This is a genomic window from Rhizobium sp. 18055, from assembly GCF_902706285.1.
Taxonomy (GTDB): domain Bacteria; phylum Pseudomonadota; class Alphaproteobacteria; order Rhizobiales; family Rhizobiaceae; genus Rhizobium.
The window spans coordinates 252,524-267,597 of the sequence record NZ_CACSKD010000001.1 but is presented as its reverse complement, the minus strand read 5'-3'; the positions used below and the strand labels follow the sequence as shown (position 1 = coordinate 267,597).

Annotated in this window: 15 protein-coding genes; 5 read left to right on the top strand and 10 right to left on the bottom strand. The window is 60.9% G+C overall.

Annotated elements, in window-relative coordinates; translation table 11 throughout:
* Window positions 1-101: 101 nt before the first annotated feature.
* The 9 genes from GVL52_RS01215 to GVL52_RS01175 all read right to left on the bottom strand — a co-directional run bounded on the left by GVL52_RS01215 (window position 102) and on the right by GVL52_RS01175 (window position 8,618).
* Window positions 102-719: an alpha/beta hydrolase gene (locus tag GVL52_RS01215; protein ID WP_160003433.1), complete on the bottom strand. Its 618-nt coding sequence runs from the start codon at window positions 717-719 to the stop codon at window positions 102-104.
* A gap of 10 nt (window positions 720-729) precedes the next feature.
* Window positions 730-1,689: a glutathione S-transferase family protein gene (locus GVL52_RS01210; protein ID WP_160003432.1), complete on the bottom strand. Its 960-nt coding sequence runs from the start codon at window positions 1,687-1,689 to the stop codon at window positions 730-732.
* A gap of 212 nt (window positions 1,690-1,901) precedes the next feature.
* Window positions 1,902-2,309 (bottom strand): DoxX family protein, encoded by a 408-nt coding sequence (locus tag GVL52_RS01205; RefSeq protein WP_160003431.1) that lies wholly within the window; start codon window positions 2,307-2,309, stop codon window positions 1,902-1,904.
* Window positions 2,310-2,417: 108 nt separating this feature from the next.
* Window positions 2,418-3,335, bottom strand: coding sequence for a LysR family transcriptional regulator (locus GVL52_RS01200; protein WP_160003430.1), 918 nt, complete (start codon window positions 3,333-3,335; stop codon window positions 2,418-2,420).
* Between the two features lie 219 nt (window positions 3,336-3,554).
* Window positions 3,555-4,154 (bottom strand): nitroreductase family protein, encoded by a 600-nt coding sequence (locus tag GVL52_RS01195; protein WP_160003429.1) that lies wholly within the window; start codon window positions 4,152-4,154, stop codon window positions 3,555-3,557.
* Window positions 4,155-4,442: 288 nt separating this feature from the next.
* Entirely contained in the window at window positions 4,443-5,744 is a 1,302-nt protein-coding gene (locus GVL52_RS01190) for a GH1 family beta-glucosidase (protein WP_160003428.1), read from the bottom strand.
* A gap of 152 nt (window positions 5,745-5,896) precedes the next feature.
* The gene (gene kdgD, locus GVL52_RS01185; RefSeq protein ID WP_160003427.1) at window positions 5,897-6,817 is read right to left on the bottom strand and encodes a 5-dehydro-4-deoxyglucarate dehydratase; all 921 of its coding nucleotides are present in this window, start codon (window positions 6,815-6,817) and stop codon (window positions 5,897-5,899) included.
* 51 nt (window positions 6,818-6,868) lie between these two features.
* Window positions 6,869-7,849, bottom strand: coding sequence for a mannonate dehydratase (locus GVL52_RS01180; protein WP_160003426.1), 981 nt, complete (start codon window positions 7,847-7,849; stop codon window positions 6,869-6,871).
* Window positions 7,850-7,916: 67 nt separating this feature from the next.
* Window positions 7,917-8,618: a FadR/GntR family transcriptional regulator gene (locus tag GVL52_RS01175; protein ID WP_160003425.1), complete on the bottom strand. Its 702-nt coding sequence runs from the start codon at window positions 8,616-8,618 to the stop codon at window positions 7,917-7,919.
* A 143-nt stretch (window positions 8,619-8,761) separates the two neighbouring features.
* On the opposite strand from GVL52_RS01175, the gene GVL52_RS01170 reads away from it, so the two are divergent.
* Genes GVL52_RS01170 through GVL52_RS01150 form a run of 5 tightly spaced genes read left to right on the top strand, consistent with a single transcriptional unit; the run spans window position 8,762 to window position 13,874 of the window.
* A complete protein-coding gene (locus GVL52_RS01170; RefSeq protein ID WP_160003424.1) occupies window positions 8,762-10,357 on the top strand; it encodes an ABC transporter substrate-binding protein in 1,596 nt (531 codons plus the stop codon).
* A gap of 23 nt (window positions 10,358-10,380) precedes the next feature.
* Window positions 10,381-11,409, top strand: coding sequence for an ABC transporter permease (locus GVL52_RS01165; protein ID WP_160003423.1), 1,029 nt, complete (start codon window positions 10,381-10,383; stop codon window positions 11,407-11,409).
* Window positions 11,406-12,308: an ABC transporter permease gene (locus tag GVL52_RS01160; RefSeq protein ID WP_160003422.1), complete on the top strand. Its 903-nt coding sequence runs from the start codon at window positions 11,406-11,408 to the stop codon at window positions 12,306-12,308. The genes GVL52_RS01165 and GVL52_RS01160 overlap by 4 nt, the downstream gene beginning before the upstream one ends.
* A complete protein-coding gene (locus tag GVL52_RS01155) occupies window positions 12,295-13,140 on the top strand; it encodes an ABC transporter ATP-binding protein (protein WP_160003421.1) in 846 nt (281 codons plus the stop codon). Before GVL52_RS01160 ends, GVL52_RS01155 begins: the two co-directional genes overlap by 14 nt.
* A complete protein-coding gene (locus GVL52_RS01150) occupies window positions 13,137-13,874 on the top strand; it encodes an ABC transporter ATP-binding protein (protein WP_160003420.1) in 738 nt (245 codons plus the stop codon). Before GVL52_RS01155 ends, GVL52_RS01150 begins: the two co-directional genes overlap by 4 nt.
* Before the next feature lie 29 nt (window positions 13,875-13,903).
* Here GVL52_RS01150 and GVL52_RS01145 read toward each other — a convergent pair whose 3' ends face one another.
* On the bottom strand, window positions 13,904-15,022 hold the full coding sequence (locus GVL52_RS01145) for a PLP-dependent aspartate aminotransferase family protein (RefSeq protein ID WP_160003419.1): 1,119 nt from the start codon (window positions 15,020-15,022) through the stop codon (window positions 13,904-13,906).
* Window positions 15,023-15,074: the final 52 nt, after the last annotated feature.

Genomic DNA, 15,074 nt, shown 5'->3' with positions numbered 1-15,074 from the left:
GCCTCTGATTTAGCGTCATGGTCTGCGCCAGCCAATAGATATTGGTGCATAGCAGCCATCTCGCTACGGCGAACGAATGGCGGAGGGCGGCTGTCGCGTTGCTATTTTGCCAAGGTTTGGGCCAGGAACATGCCGGCCCGGGCAGCGCCATCCGCGGAAATCGTGTGGCCGAGGCCAGGCATGATCACCGTCTCGACATTCATGCCGAGCGGCTGGAGCAGGGCCGCGGCCTTGGTCGTTTCAGCCGCCGGGATTACCGGGTCGGCGCTGCCATGCACCAGCAGAACGGGCGTCCCGACCGCAGGTTGAAGCGGCAGAGGCGATGCCAGGCGCCCGGAGAATCCGACAACAGCCCCAACCGGCCAGCGCCCCGATGCAACCGCGTCGAGGGCCATGATGGTGCCTTGCGAGAACCCGACGAGGGCGACCTGGTCAAGCCGGTCGGCAAAGCCATTTTCCTTGATGATTGCCGAAATGGTCGCGTCGAAGGCCATGCGTGCGTCCTCGATGCGCGCGCTTCTATTGTCTTCAGTGACCCCGGCTACGCTGAACCACTGGTATCCCGAGCCGAAGCTTGATGGAGTTGGGGCATCGGGGGAGACGAAAACGGCACCGGGAAGGTCGCCCTTCCAGACGTCTGCCAAGGGGGCAAGATCACTGCCGCTGGAGCCGACGCCGTGAAGCATGATGACTAGAATATGCGATGCAAGTGTCGACATGGCTGTTTCCTTACGAGACCGCGAAGGGGAGCTGTGGACCAACCGGGACGATGCCGGTCGGGTTCAGCGCCTTGATCGAATAATAGCCGCGCTTGATGTGGTCGATGCTCACGGTGTCGCGAATACCCGGTATGGCAAGGATCTGGTCGAGATAGCGGCTGAGATTGGGATAGTCCGCGAGCCGGCGCAGATTGCATTTGAAGATGCTGTTATAGGCTGCGTCGAAACGCACCAGCGTCACGAAGAGCCGCACGTCGGCTTCTGTCAGCCGTGCGCCGAACAGGAATGGCTGCTGTTCATCAAGACGGGCTTCCAGCTCGTCAAGCATGGCAAACACATCGGCGAAGCCTTCTTCATAAGCAAGCTGCGTCGTCGCAAAGCCCGTGCGATAGACGCCGTTGTTGAGCATTGGATAGATGCGCTCGTTCAGGGCATCGATCCCGGCGCGCATATCCTCGGGGTAAAGATCGATGGCGCCATCGGCAAGCGGCCCGAAACCGGCGTTCAGCATGCGCAGGATGTCGGCCGACTCGTTGTTGACGATGGTGCGGCGCTCCTTGTCCCAGAGGACAGGCACAGTCGCGCGGCCGGTATAGTGTGGATCGGCGCTGGTATAAATCTCGTGCATGTAGGTCGCACCGTTCAGCAGGTCGCGGTCGGCGCCCGGATAGTCGCCGAACTGCCACCCCTGGTCGGACAATGCCGGTTCGACCACCGATACGGATATGACGTCCTCGAGTTTCTTCAGCGCGCGACCGATCAGCGTGCGCGATGCCCAGGGGCAGATCAGGGCGACATAGAGATGATAGCGCCCCGCTTCAGCCTTGAAGCCGGCTTCACCTGTTGGCTCGGCGCTGCCATCCGGCGTGATCCAGTTGCGGAAACCGGAAATCTGCCGGACGAAGCCGCCCTTGGCGTCGGTTGCCTGCACTGGATGCCAGTCGGCTGTCCATTTTCCGTCTACGAGCATGGCTGCACTCCCGGTTCGTCTTTGCAATCGCTGCACTAATTGTCTCGATGGCTCAAGGATCACATGAGGCCAGGTTTTGCGGCGCATCGGGTGCGCGCATGCTGTTTGAGCTACCGCGAAGTCGCGGAAAAGCCATGGCTGACAATGATTTCGATACCGGCAAGACCAGGTGGCCGGATAGCTGCGGCGACGCAGCTATCCTTGAAGACGGCTTACTTGCGCGACGGCGTCGGACGGAGCGCCAGCGCGCCATCACCTGTCAGCGCGAGCACGATCAGTCCGATAATCCAGAAGCCGGGGAATTCCCAGCCGCCGTTCGGATTGTTGAAGAAGAAGCCGGCAGCGCCATGGACGGTGAAAATCGCACCCAGCAGGATCGGGATAACAGCGATGGCAGCAAGGCGCGGCCAGATGCCGACGATGAGCGTCACGGCGCCGGCCAGTTCCCAGACGATGGTAACGTAGGCGAGCCAGCCGGGAAGACCGAGCGAGGCAAAGAAACCGGCGGTACCAGCAGGCGTGAACACGAAAATCTTCAGGCTGACATGGGCGAGGAAGAGCAAACCAAGTGCCACACGCAGAATGAGGGCGGCGTAAGGAGCAGTGCGGGAATCGATCATGATTGAGGTCTCGTGCTTCGGGTGAATTCCTGCACAAGGCTATGACTTAATAGCGGATCATTGATTATCCGCGTCAATAGAGAGTCTTTCCTTCCAAAATGGAAGCAATCATAGCCAGTCCTTGTCCCAGGCCGGCTGCCCACGAAAAGCGTCTGCCAGAAAATCGACCAGCACCCGTACTTTCAGTGCCAGATGCCGGGCAGGTGGGTAGACCGCGCAAAGACCCCGCTGCTCGTCTTCGAAACTGGCCAGCACCGGCTGGACCGCACCGATGCGCAGCCGTTCGCCGGCGACGAAACTCGGAACACGGGCGATGCCAAGGCCGGCTTCCGCCGCAGCGACACAGGCCTCGGCATTCGAGAAGTGAATACGACCCTGGACGTCGACGAGCACAGGTAGCGGGTCATCGCTGCGTCTGAACCGCCAGGTGAGGGGGTCGCGAAAATTCGTATCGATGATGCAATCATGGTTTGAGATATCCTCCGGCGTCATCGGTGTGCCCCGCGCAACGAGGTAGGAGGATGCGGCGACGAGGATGATCCGTGCGGCGCAAAGCTTGCGTGCGATCAAGCTGCTGTCGGCCGGACGCCCGATGCGGATCGCTGCGTCAAACCCCTCGTCGACAAGATTGACGATCCGGTCTGAAAAGCTGACGTCGAGATGGATATCGGGAAAGGCCGTCGCGAACTGATTGAGCACCGGTGCAAGCTGCGTGGTCCCAAAGGTAATCGGCGCGGTTATCCGCAGTCTGCCCGACGGCGCGCCCGATGCATTGCGCACGGAGGCATCGAGGACGTCAAACTCGTCGAGCAGCGATTTGATCCGCTCGTAGTAGGCCCGCCCAGCCTCCGACAGTGATAGCGCACGGGTCGTTCGCATCATCAGCTGTACGCCAAGGTCCGCTTCCAGCCGGGACACGAGTTTGGAAGCCTGGCCGCTGCTGGTGCCCAGTCGCGCTGCGGCGGCGGCAAAACTCCCGGTGTCTATAACGGCAACGAACATGCGGTCGCATTCAAGACGATCCAAGTCCCTGTCCTTCTAGTCAGGCCGCTGGAACCGGCGTGCAATCTTGAGCGCCTGAGATGCATATGGAAAGTTCTGTCAGGACAGGTCCACTGTGGTTGCAAAGTGCTATGGCGACAAAGGTTCGTTTTTATCGCTTATGCGACCTGATTTGTCGACCGCCGGATACGGCCGCCGGTGTTGCAGATCAGCGGCGCGATGGCGCCGCTGATCAGGTGTTGCTTAGCCGAACACCTTGAAACGGACGCTGTCGTCCATGAAGGCTTTTTCGCTGAAAGCGGCGGAGTTCGCGCCGAACGGCATCTGCGCGCGCAGTTTCCACGATGCCGGGATGTCCCAGGCGGCTGCAATTTCAGCATCGGCCAGCGGGTTGTAGTGTTGCAAGCTGGCGCCGATGTCGGCTTCGGCGAGAGCCGACCAGACAGAGAACTGTGCCATGCCGCTCGACTGCTCCGACCAGATCGGGAAGTTGTCGGCGTAGAGTGCGAACTTTTCCTGCAGGCCCTTCACCACGTCCTGATCTTCGAAGAAGAGAACGGTGCCGGCGCCGGCGGCAAAGCTGTTGATGCGCTTTTCCGTGGACTCAAAGCCATCGGTGGGAACGATCTTGCGCAGTGCTTCCATGACGAAAGCCCAAAGCTTGTCGCTTTCCGCGCCATAGAGAACGAGAACACGCGAGCTCTGCGAATTGAAGGAAGACGGGGTATGCTTGACGGCTTCCTGAATGAGCTTGGTGGTCGCATCCTGGGAGATCGGCAGGGTCTTGCCGAGTGCGTACTGGCTGCGACGCTTCTTGATGGTCTCGATGAGAGTATTGGTCATGTGGGAGGTTATCCTTGTCTCAAAAACACCCCCGGCCACTGCTGGGAGGGGCAGTGAAATCAGGTGGCTAAAGAGCGATAATGCATGCGGGCGTCAATGGATATTGCGATGCAGCGAGGAGCGAGGATTTTTCCTCGTTACTCGCAACTTTGTGATCGGCGACACGACAACCGTTGCAATCGCGGTAGCTCCCGGTATTGCGAACCCAACCGGCAGGCGACGACGTGGAGCGGGTCGTTGCCTCCTGATCGCGACAAGAATGTCAAATGGGCAACACCAGCTTTTAGCTCAGCGGCTGAGCATATCCTGGAACGCGCGATAGCTCCCTCTCGGTTGCCGGTCCAGCGTGTTGGGGTCCATGCCGACGATACCGAACCTGGCGCTGAAACCTTCCGCCCATTCGAAGTTGTCGATCAGGGTCCAGGCAACGTAGCCCCTGACATCTACACCATTTTTCTGTGCCTGGCGGATGGCTTCGAAATGCTGGTCGAAGAAATCGATGCGGCTGTCATCGTCGGGGCCGGACATGCCGTTCTCAGTCACGTAGATCGGCAGCTTGGTATAGTTGTCCGACACCCTCTGAAGGAACTCGGTGAGCGCAACCGGATAGGTTTCCCAACCAAGGTCGTTCTTGGCGAGATCGCCGCGCGACTGTGTGAAGGGAAATGCCGGTACGCTGGCATCATGGCGGTAAAGCGAGCGGGTGTAATAGTTGACGCCGACCCAATCCAGCGGCCGGGCGATCTGCTGCATGTCGGCCTGCCAGTCCTTCGGCAAGTAGGGTTCGATGATATCGGTCACCAGCGCGGGGTAGCTGCCGTGAAATGCGGCGTCGAGGAAAAACTGGTTGAAGATCGCATCGCCGAGGTCGGCAGCCTTGCGATCCTCGGGTGACGCGGTCAACGGTTCGCACTTCTCCATATTGACGACGATGCCGAGGTTCTTGACGCCTTCGGCACGCAATGCGTCGATCCCCAGCCCATGCGCCAGCATGACGTGGTGCATGGCCCGTGATGCCGCCCTGATGTCGCGATAGCCGGGCGCGTGGATGCCGAGCAGGTGGCTGAGCACGGTGACGCACCAGGGCTCATTGAAGGTGGCGGTCGTCGCCAGGCGGTCGCCAAAGCGACGGCCGACCTCCGCTGCATAGTCGGCGAATGCCTCTGCAGTGGCGCGGTTCATCCAGCCGCCCTTGTCCTGCAGCGCGCTTGGCAGGTCCCAGTGGTAGAGCGTTGCGAGAGGCTTGATACCGCGCTCAAGCATGCCGTCGATCAGGCGATCGTAGAAGTCGGCACCCTTCTGGTTGACGGCGCCGCTTCCCTCCGGGATGAGCCGCGGCCAGGAGAACGAGAACCGGTAGGCATCGAACCCGCCGTCGCGGATCAGGTCGAGATCTTCCGCCCAGCGATTGTAGTGGTCGCAGGCGATGATGCCGTTTTCGGCGTTCTTGATGTTGCCCGGGGTCGCGGCGAAGGTGTCCCATATCGACGAGCCGCGGCCGTCGGTCTGCCCGCCCTCGATCTGGTGCGCGGCCATCGCGACACCGAAGATGAAATCCTCGCCGAATTCCTTGCGAGAGTGCGTGAACATGGCGTCTCCTGTTGTGTCGGTTAGGCGGCGCAGCGCAGCCGAGGGCAGGGCGGCACACGTGATGGCGTGCCGTCGGGAATGTCGGAAGATCGAGTTTGGACAAGTGGCGGACGGCCAGCGCCCTTGCGCCAGCCGTCACGTCGGCTTGCGTGTTATGCAGCCTGCTTGGCAGCGTCGGATGCGCGCACGATCCGCTCAAGCAAGGTGCGCTCCTCGGCGGTGAGGTTGGTCAGCGGCGGACGCACCGGTCCGGCCTCGCGGCCGATCACATCGAGGCCGGCCTTGATGATCGACACGGCATACCCCTTCTTGCGGTTGCGAAGGGCCACGAAGGGGAAGAAGAAATCCTTCAGGATCTGATCGACCGTTGCCTGGTTGCCGCTGCGCAGGGCAGAATAGAAAGTCTGGGCCATCTGCGGCACGAAGTTGAAAACCGCCGACGAGTAGGTGGTGACGCCGGCTGCGAAATAGGCCTGCGCATAGACCTCATGCGTGGGCATGCCGCCGACATAAACCAGCCGGTCGCCGATCTTGGCGGTGATCTCGATCACCTTGTCGACATCGCCGACACCATCCTTGAAGCCGATGAGATTGGGGCACTCGTCGCACAGTCTGGCAATGCTGTCTGCGGTCAGAACGGCGTTGTCCCTGTTATAGACGATGACACCGATGCCGACGGCTGAACAGACGGCCTTGACGTGGGCGATCAGGCCTTCCTGCTCGGCAAACATCAGATAGGGCGGCAGCAGCAGCAGCCCGTCGGCACCGGCTTTTTCAGCACCCTTGGCGATTTCGACAGCCAGTGCCGTGCCGTATCCCGTTCCCGAGATGATCGGCGTCTTGCCCGCCGATGCCTTGGCAGCATGAATGACGGTCGGAATTTCGGACGGGCTCAGCGAGAAGAACTCTCCTGTGCCACCGGCAGCGAACAGAACAGAGGCATCATAGCCTGCCAGCCATTCGACATGGCTGCGATAGGCCTCCTCGTTGAATTGAAGGTCGTTGTCGAAATGCGTGACCGGAAATGAAAGCAGGCCGCTACCGACTGCCGTTTTAAGTTCGACCGGATTCATCTAAATCCCCCTGGTTTGAAGTGATGTGCGAGAAGGCCCTGAACCAGAGGATCAGGCCCTGGAAGAGCAAAGGCTCTGCAGAAGAGCTGCGATGTAGCCGTAGCAAAAGGCGAAGGCGACGCCGGACGGGTCGCGGCCGCTGATCGTCGGAACGTGGTCCGGCATCATCATGTATTTGTAGCCGACTTCGTCGTAGATCCTGATGGAGCGAACCATGTCCATATCGCCCTCTTCGGGAAAGGTCTCCACGAAGGAGAGCTTGCCGCCGCGGATATTGCGGAAGTGGACATTGAAGATCTTGTGGCGCGCGCCGAACCAGCGAATGATGTCGTCGATCTCCTCGCGCGGATTTTCGAGCATCTCGCCGATCGAGCCCTGGCAGAAATTCAGGCCGTGATAGGGGTTCTCGCGCATGGTGACGAATTTCTTCAGTCCCTCGACAGTACCGAGAACGCGCGTCACGCCACGATAGCCGGGCGGCGTATAGGGATCGTGCGGATGGCAGGCGAGGCGCACCTTGTTGCTCTCGGCAACCGGAATCACGCGCTCCAGGAAATAGTCGATCCGCTCCCAGTTCTCGTCCTCGGACAGCACGCCGGCAAGGCCGGGCGCCGCATCGTGGTCTGCTTTGTCCCAGCGCCAGGCCTCGGCCATCGCGCCGCCGCGACCGGGCTCCATCGGGGTGCGGGGGATGCCGATCAGGTTGAGATTGTATTTGGCAGCCGGGATGCCGGCGGCCGAAACATCCTCGATCAGCTTGCAGACGGCATCGATCTGTCGGTCGCGGTCAGGCCCGGCGAGAAGGATATCCGGATAGGAGGCTTTCTCGATTGCCTGCGATGGCAGCGGCAGCTGGATCATGTCCAGCGTCAGGCCGAAGCTTTCCACCTTCTCGCGGTGCTGCTTCAGATCCGACAGCGTCCAGCTGTCGGGCGACCCGGGCGGGTCCGCGCAAATGTTCTTGATGCCGAGCTGTGCGAAAACGCGATAGTCATCGTCGTCCCGCGCGCCAACCTGCGTGCCTAAATACACCTCTACACTCCCTGAAGTCATATTATGTCATATGACATAGTATGAATCCTGGAGAGTGTCGAGGGCTTTATTGCTGCTCTGCCAACATTCGATACCGGCGCTGGCTGGCCAGCATATGAGCGCGCATGCTCTGCCTGGCGCGCTCTGGATCCTGGTCGGCAATGGCAGCGAGAATCTCCCCGTGCTCGGCATGCACCTTCTCGAGATAACTCCTGTCGGTCGCGTCGGGCAGGGTGGGAAACTGCCCCCTTGGAATGGCGCGGGAGCCAAAATGTCTCAGCACATCGACGTAGAATCGGTTGTTGGTGGCGGCGGCGATCGCCATATGAAACTCATAATCCGCTTCGATTGTCGGCAGGCCGGCCTCGATCGACAGTGCCATTTTGCGGTTCGCGGCCCGGATGGCGGCTTCCTGTTCGGCGGTGCGCCGATAGGCTGCAATGGCGGCTGCCTCTCCCTCGGCCGCCATTCTGAACTCAAGTAATTCAAGGGTTTCGGGGATGCTTTTGATTTCCACCGGCGTTAACGACAGGGATTGCCCGGCTATCGGATTGCCAACGAAAACGCCCTTTCCCTGAACCGGCCGGACGTAGCCCGCCGAGCGCAGATCGGCTATTGCCTCGCGCACAACGGTGCGGCTGACGCCGAAGCTCGCTTCCAGTTGCGGCTCGGTTGGAAGCTGGTCGCCCTCTTTCAGTTGGCCGGTCTCGATCTGCTCTTTCAGCTTGTCGATCAGCTGCTGCGCCAGCCTTTGCCTTACGCGAGTCATTTTGTTCCTCCATCTTCCGTCACGATGTATTTTGGCAGCGGCACGCTATCAACCCTTGCAAAGCTTTCTGATCTTATATAAATCATATTATGACATGCGACGCACATACTATGTGTTGCATGTTAAACTAGGGAGGAGTTTCAATGAAGTCTTTTTCGCGACACCTGTTTGCCGGCATCGCTTTTGGCGTTTTGGCGCTAGCCGCTCCGGCCGGATATGCGGCAACGCCGAAGAATCAGCTCGTTATCGGAACATCGCTGGCGCAGGTCCTGTCTCTGGATCCGCAGCAGGCGACCGAGGCGAAGGCGCTTGAGATCATGGCCAATCTCTATGACCGGCTGGTTTCCACCGATGTCGATGGCAAAATCATTCCGCAGCTGGCCGAGAGCTGGGTTATCGACGACAAAGGCATCACCTTCAAGCTGCGCGAGGCGAAGTTCGCCTCGGGAAATCCGGTAACGGCGAAGGATTTCGTCTATTCGCTGACGCGCCTGCTGAAGCTCAACCAGTCCGCAGCCTCGAACCTGACGCGTGTCGGCTATAGCGGTGACAATGTCGAGCAGTTGGTCAAGGCGATCGACGACCACACGTTGCGCGTCGATCTCACCGACAAGGTCACAGCCGAACTGCTGCTCTACCGCCTCGCAATCGTGGTCGCCAGTGCGGTAGACAGCGTCGAGGTGCAGAAGCACGTCCAGAACGACGACTACGGCAATCAATGGCTGCGGACCAACTCCGCAGGTTCCGGTCCGTTCACGCTGAACCGCTGGTCGCCGAATGAAATGGTCATCCTGGACGCCAATCCGAATTACGTCTCCGGCCCGCCGAAAATGCGCCGCATCATCGTGCGCCACGTTCCGGAAAGCCAGGTCGAGCGGCTGATGCTCGATCGCGGCGATATCGATATTGCCAGCGCCCTGACAGCGGCGGACCTGAAGACTTTCGAGGGCAACAAGGGTTATGCCATCCAGCGGGTGCCGACCGGTGGTTTCTACGTTCTATCGATGAATGCCGGCAACAAGTTCCTTTCCAATCCGAAGGTGCGCGAAGCCATCGCATACGGCATCGATTATGCCGGCATCGAAAAGACGATCATGGGCCCTTACGGCAAGGCGCGCACGGTGCCGGTGCCTGAGAATTACGAATACGCCATCAAGAACCCGGACTGGCATCTCGATGTCGCGAAGGGCAAGGCGCTGCTGGCCGAGGCCGGTTTCAAGGATGGGTTCACGCTCACCCTGAAGACGATCGCCCAGACGCCGCGCATCGACCTGGCAACCGCCATTCAGGCCTCTCTCGGCGAGATCGGCATCAAGGTGGACATCCAGCAGGGCAACGGCTCGGAGATCATCGCCGCCCACCGCGCCCGTGACTTCGACCTGCTGATCCCGCAGACCAGCGCCTATATGCCGAATGTCCTGGGCTCGATGGAGCAGTTCACCAGCAATCCCGACAATTCGCTGAAGGCCAACAATGCCGGCAATTTCGTCTGGCGTTCGGCCTGGGACATTCCCGAATTGACCGCGCTGACGGCCAAGGCGTCGATCGAGCCGGATGCCAAGAAGCGTGGCGAACTCTTCGTCGAGATGCAGGAGAAGTTCATCGCCCAGAGCCCCGCCGTTCTGCCGATGTTCGAGCGGTTCGAGCCGATCGTGCTCAATGCCGACGTCAAGGGCTATGTCGGTCACCCGAGCCAGACGACGAGGCTTGAGAACGTCACCAAGTCGGACGCAGAATAACATAAGGCAGCAGGCAGCCCGTTATGAAGGAACTCTCCGTCAGCGAACTCGGCAAGCGCATCTTGCAGCTTATCGTCAGTTTGTTCATCCTCTTGTGTGTCACCTTTGTCATTGGCCGCGTGCTGCCGGCAGATCCGGTGGGGGCGATCGTCGGCGAACTTGCCGATCCGGCGACGCTTGCCGCCATGCGGTCGAGGCTCGGCCTCGACCTGCCGCTCTACCAGCAGTTCTTCATCTATCTGACCGGCCTGCTGCACGGGGATTTCGGCAACGCGATCCTGACCGGCAATCCGGTTTCGGCCGACATGAAACAGGCGTTTCCGGCAACGCTGGAGCTGGCAACGCTCGCGGTCATCATCTCGACCTTCCTCGGCGTCCCGCTCGGCCTGATCGCGGCCCTGTTCCGCGACACGTTCGTCGACAAGTTCATCCGGGTGATCGCGCTGGTCGGGCACTCCATTCCGGTCTTCTGGTTCGGCATCGTCGGACTGGTGATTTTTTATGCCGGCCTCAATTGGGCCGGTGGTCCGGGCCGTGTCGATGTTTTCTACGAGGGCATGGTCACGCCGCAGACCGGGCTTCTGCTTATCGACAGCCTGCTGCAGGGCGAAACGGAAATCTTCTGGAACGCGCTGTCGCACATCCTGCTTCCAGCCCTCATTCTCGCCTACGCCGCGATGGCCTATATCACCCGCATGACCCGCAGCTTCACGTTGGAGCAGCTGAACCAGGACTACGTGATCGCCGCGCGTGCCAAGGGCGTCCGCCCTATGCGGACGCTGACCGGCCACATTCTGCCGAATATCGCGGTCCAACTCATCACCGTTCTGGCGATCTCCTATGGCGGCCTGCTCGAGGGCGCCGTTGTCACCGAGATCGTTTTCTCCTGGCCGGGGATCGGACAATACATGACCAATGCGCTGATGATCGGCGATATGAACGCGGTCCTTGCCGGCACCATCATCATCGGCTTCGTGTTCATGCTTTTGAATTTTCTGGCGGACGTTGCCTACGCATTGCTTGATCCGCGCACACGGGAGGCCACGATATGAGCGACACCGTTCACGCCGAAATCCTCGTCCAACCACCGGGCATGGCATCCCGCCTTGCCGCTTCATCGAAAGTCGCCCTGCGCAAGCTCGGCCATGAGCCCTTGGGCTTGGCGGGCTTCGTCATTCTGGCGCTGCTCTGCATCATTGCCGTTCTGGCGCCGTTTATTGCGCCCTATAACCCGGTCACCCAGGACCTCGGCAATGCGCTGCAGGCGCCGAACTGGGCACATATCGCCGGAACCGACGAGTTCGGCCGTGATATTCTGAGCCGGCTGATCTATGGCACGCGGATCACCATCCAGACTGTGCTCTCCGTATCGCTGATCGTCGGCCCGCTTGGCCTGGTCATCGGCGTCGTCGCCGGCTATTTCGGCGGTAGAACGGACGCGCTGCTGATGCGCGCCACCGACATCGTCCTGTCGTTTCCGTCGCTGATCCTGGCGCTGGCCTTCGCCGCAGCGCTTGGCGCCGGCCTCAACACCGCGATCATCGCCATCTCTCTCACCGGCTGGCCGCCGATAGCCCGTCTTGCGCGCGCCGAAGCGTTGGTCGTCCGCAACACTGACTATGTGGCCGCAGCCCGGCTCTACGGCGCGTCGCCGCTGCGTATCCTGTTCCGCTACATCGCGCCGATGTGCATTCCCTCGGTGATCGTGCGCCTGACGCTCAACATGGCCGGCATCATCCTGACGGCAGCGTCGCTCGGCTTTCTCGGGCTCGGCGCCCAACCGCCGGCACCGGAATGGGGCGCGATGATATCGAGCGGCCGCAAATTCATGCTCGACAACTGGTGGGTCGCGGTCATGCCGGGCATCGCCATCCTCGTCACCAGCCTTGCTTTCAACATTGCCGGCGATGCGCTGCGCGATATTCTGGATCCTCGCCATGCCCGCTCTTGACCAATCGCCTGTCATCTCCGTGCGCGATCTCAACGTGCGCTTCGCCCAGAGCACGCTGCATGCCGTGTCCAACGTCAGCTTCGATATCGGTCGCGAGCGCGTCGGCATCGTCGGCGAATCCGGTTCCGGAAAATCGACCACCGGCCGTGCCCTGATGCGCCTGCTTCCGCCGAGTGCGGTGGTGACCGCCGAGCGCATGGATTTCGGCGGTGTGCCACTGCTTGCAAAGTCAGAACGCCAGATGGGTGCGCTGCGTGGCAAGGACATGGCGCTGATCATGCAGGACCCGCGCTATTCGCTCAATCCGCTGCTGCCGATCGGCAAGCAGGTGGCGGAAGCCGCGACGCTGCATCTGGCACTGAAAGGCAAGGCAGCCTACGAGCAGGCGAGGGCGATGCTGGAGCGGGTGCGGATCGACAATCCGGACCGGGTGATGAAGCTCTATCCGCACCAGATCTCCGGCGGCATGGGCCAGCGCGTGATGATCGCGATGATGCTGATCGCCCGCCCGAAGCTCGTCATCGCCGACGAACCGACATCGGCACTCGATGTCAGCGTTCGACGCGACGTGCTGATACTGCTGGACGAGTTGGTGCGCGAGAACAATTCCGGGCTGCTTTTGATCAGTCACGATATCAGAATGGTTGCGGCCTTCTGCGAGCGGATACTGGTGATGTACGCCGGCCGGGTCGTCGAGACCCTCACCACGCTCGAAGACGCCACGCATCCCTACACGCGCGGTCTGATCGCCGCTCTTCCCGATCCCCGCCATCCCGTTCGCCGATTGAAGGTTCTCGATCGCAAGGCACTCAACGCGGAGTTGGCACAATGATCAAGGTCGAAAATCTGGACGTCGTCTTCGGCGCCAAGAAGAACCGCAATCATGTCGTCCGCGACGTCAGCTTTGACGTTGCCGCTGGCGAGACGCTCGGAATTGTCGGCGAGTCCGGCTGCGGTAAATCAACAGTGTTGCGGGCGCTCGCAGGGATCGAAGCCGGGTGGACCGGCAAAATCGCCTTCAATGGCCGCGCTATCGGCAAGGTTCGCACGCGCGACGAATTGCTGCGGGCGCAGATGGTGTTTCAGGACCCCTACGGATCGCTGCACCCGCGTCTTAGGATCGGGACCGCACTTGCCGAGCCGATCCGATCGATGGGGCTCGGCGATGGCTGGGATCAGGCGCAGCGGGCGCTGATCCAGGTCGGTTTACCGGCCTCTTTCGCCAACCGGTTCCCGCATGAACTCTCGGGCGGTCAGCGTCAGCGTGTGGCGATTGCGAGGGCGCTGATCCTGGAGCCGACGATCCTGCTTCTGGACGAACCGACATCGGCACTCGACGTCTCCGTACAGGCCGAGATCCTCAATCTGCTGGCAGACCAGAAGGACGAGCGCGGCCTCACCTTCGTGCTTGTCAGCCATGACCTCTCGGTGATCGCCCATATGTGCGACCGGGTGCTGGTGATGAAAGGCGGGGTATTCGTTGACGCGTTGACGAAGCAGGACCTTGAGCAGGGCGTCACCCATGCCGATTATTCCCGGCAGCTGTTTGAGGCGAGCTTCATTTAACGCACCTCGATCGCCGGCTGGACAGAGGCTTACCGGAGTGACGACAGAGCCTGTTGCAAATCCGCCAGCAGGTCACCCAGGTCCTCGAGGCCGATCGACAGCCGCACCAGATCGTCCGGGCATCGGCTGCCTTCGCCTTCGGTTGCCGCGCGATGTTCGATCAGGCTCTCTGTGGAACCAAGCGAGGTGGCTGCATGGAATATTTGCGTCGCGCGAACGAGTTTTGCCGCGTCGGCGCGGTTGACAAGCCTGAACGATAGCATGGCACCAAAGCCGCGCTGATATTGCCGCCTTGCGACGTCATGTTGAGGATGGCTCGCAAGTCCTGGATAATGCACGATGTTTACATGGCCGTCGGCTGATAGCCACCGGGCGATCGCCAGCGCCGAAGCAGATGCGTGCGCCATTCGCACGGCGAGCGTGCGCAGACCTCGAAGCAGCAGCCATTCGCTGAACGGCGTAAGAACCGTGCCGGCTTCGGTGCGGAAACACTGTGGGATGTCGATGTGGTCAGGGTTCGAAAAGACCAATATGCCGGCCGCGAGGTCGCCGTGGCCGTTCAGATATTTCGTCGCGGAATGGAGCACGATGTCGGCGCCATGCTCCAACGGACGGCAGTGGATCGGTGTGGCAACGGTGGCATCGACCAGCAGTGTCGCATTTGCGCGGCGCGCGAGGCTAGAGAGGGCGGCGATGTCCGGCATCTGCCATTGCGGATTTGCCGGCAGCTCGGCCCAGATCATCGCCGTTTTTCCGGGTCTGATCGCGGCGGCAACAAGATCCCGGTCGCAGAGGTCGACGAGATCCACGTCAATGCCTCTTGCAGCGCAGGCGCGTCCGATGATGCCACGGAACTCGTAATACCCATTGGCTTCCATGATGAGATGGCTTCCAGGCACCAGCAGGGCCAGCGCTGCCTGAGCCGCCGACATGCCCGATGAAAATGCGAGCGCCGCCGCTCCGCCCTCGATCCGGCTCATCAGATGCTCGACGTCAGAGCCTCCGGGTACACCGCCCCTGACATAGCCGACGGAGGGGCCATCGGCCGAAAGCATATGGGTCACGCCCATGTGCAACGGCGGCACGAGCCCGCCGGTCGCCTGATCGGTCTTTCCGCCAAGCCCTGCCAATATGGTGTCAGACTTCATAGCTGCGCCTCCACGTTTCGGCATCCAGTCGCCAGTTCCAACGATATTGTCG

What these genes read in the sequence shown, in the direction of transcription:
- GVL52_RS01215 (WP_160003433.1), bottom strand. Translation starts at nt 719, where the DNA reads ATGTCGACACTTGCATCGCATATTCTAGTCATCATGCTTCACGGCGTC.
- GVL52_RS01210 (WP_160003432.1), bottom strand. Translation starts at nt 1,689, where the DNA reads ATGCTCGTAGACGGAAAATGGACAGCCGACTGGCATCCAGTGCAGGCA.
- GVL52_RS01205 (WP_160003431.1), bottom strand. Translation starts at nt 2,309, where the DNA reads ATGATCGATTCCCGCACTGCTCCTTACGCCGCCCTCATTCTGCGTGTG.
- GVL52_RS01195 (WP_160003429.1), bottom strand. Translation starts at nt 4,154, where the DNA reads ATGACCAATACTCTCATCGAGACCATCAAGAAGCGTCGCAGCCAGTAC.
- GVL52_RS01190 (WP_160003428.1), bottom strand. Translation starts at nt 5,744, where the DNA reads ATGTTCACGCACTCTCGCAAGGAATTCGGCGAGGATTTCATCTTCGGT.
- kdgD (WP_160003427.1), bottom strand. Translation starts at nt 6,817, where the DNA reads ATGAATCCGGTCGAACTTAAAACGGCAGTCGGTAGCGGCCTGCTTTCA.
- GVL52_RS01175 (WP_160003425.1), bottom strand. Translation starts at nt 8,618, where the DNA reads ATGACTCGCGTAAGGCAAAGGCTGGCGCAGCAGCTGATCGACAAGCTG.
- GVL52_RS01170 (WP_160003424.1), top strand. Translation starts at nt 8,762, where the DNA reads ATGAAGTCTTTTTCGCGACACCTGTTTGCCGGCATCGCTTTTGGCGTT.
- GVL52_RS01165 (WP_160003423.1), top strand. Translation starts at nt 10,381, where the DNA reads ATGAAGGAACTCTCCGTCAGCGAACTCGGCAAGCGCATCTTGCAGCTT.
- GVL52_RS01160 (WP_160003422.1), top strand. Translation starts at nt 11,406, where the DNA reads ATGAGCGACACCGTTCACGCCGAAATCCTCGTCCAACCACCGGGCATG.
- GVL52_RS01155 (WP_160003421.1), top strand. Translation starts at nt 12,295, where the DNA reads ATGCCCGCTCTTGACCAATCGCCTGTCATCTCCGTGCGCGATCTCAAC.
- GVL52_RS01150 (WP_160003420.1), top strand. Translation starts at nt 13,137, where the DNA reads ATGATCAAGGTCGAAAATCTGGACGTCGTCTTCGGCGCCAAGAAGAAC.
- GVL52_RS01145 (WP_160003419.1), bottom strand. Translation starts at nt 15,022, where the DNA reads ATGAAGTCTGACACCATATTGGCAGGGCTTGGCGGAAAGACCGATCAG.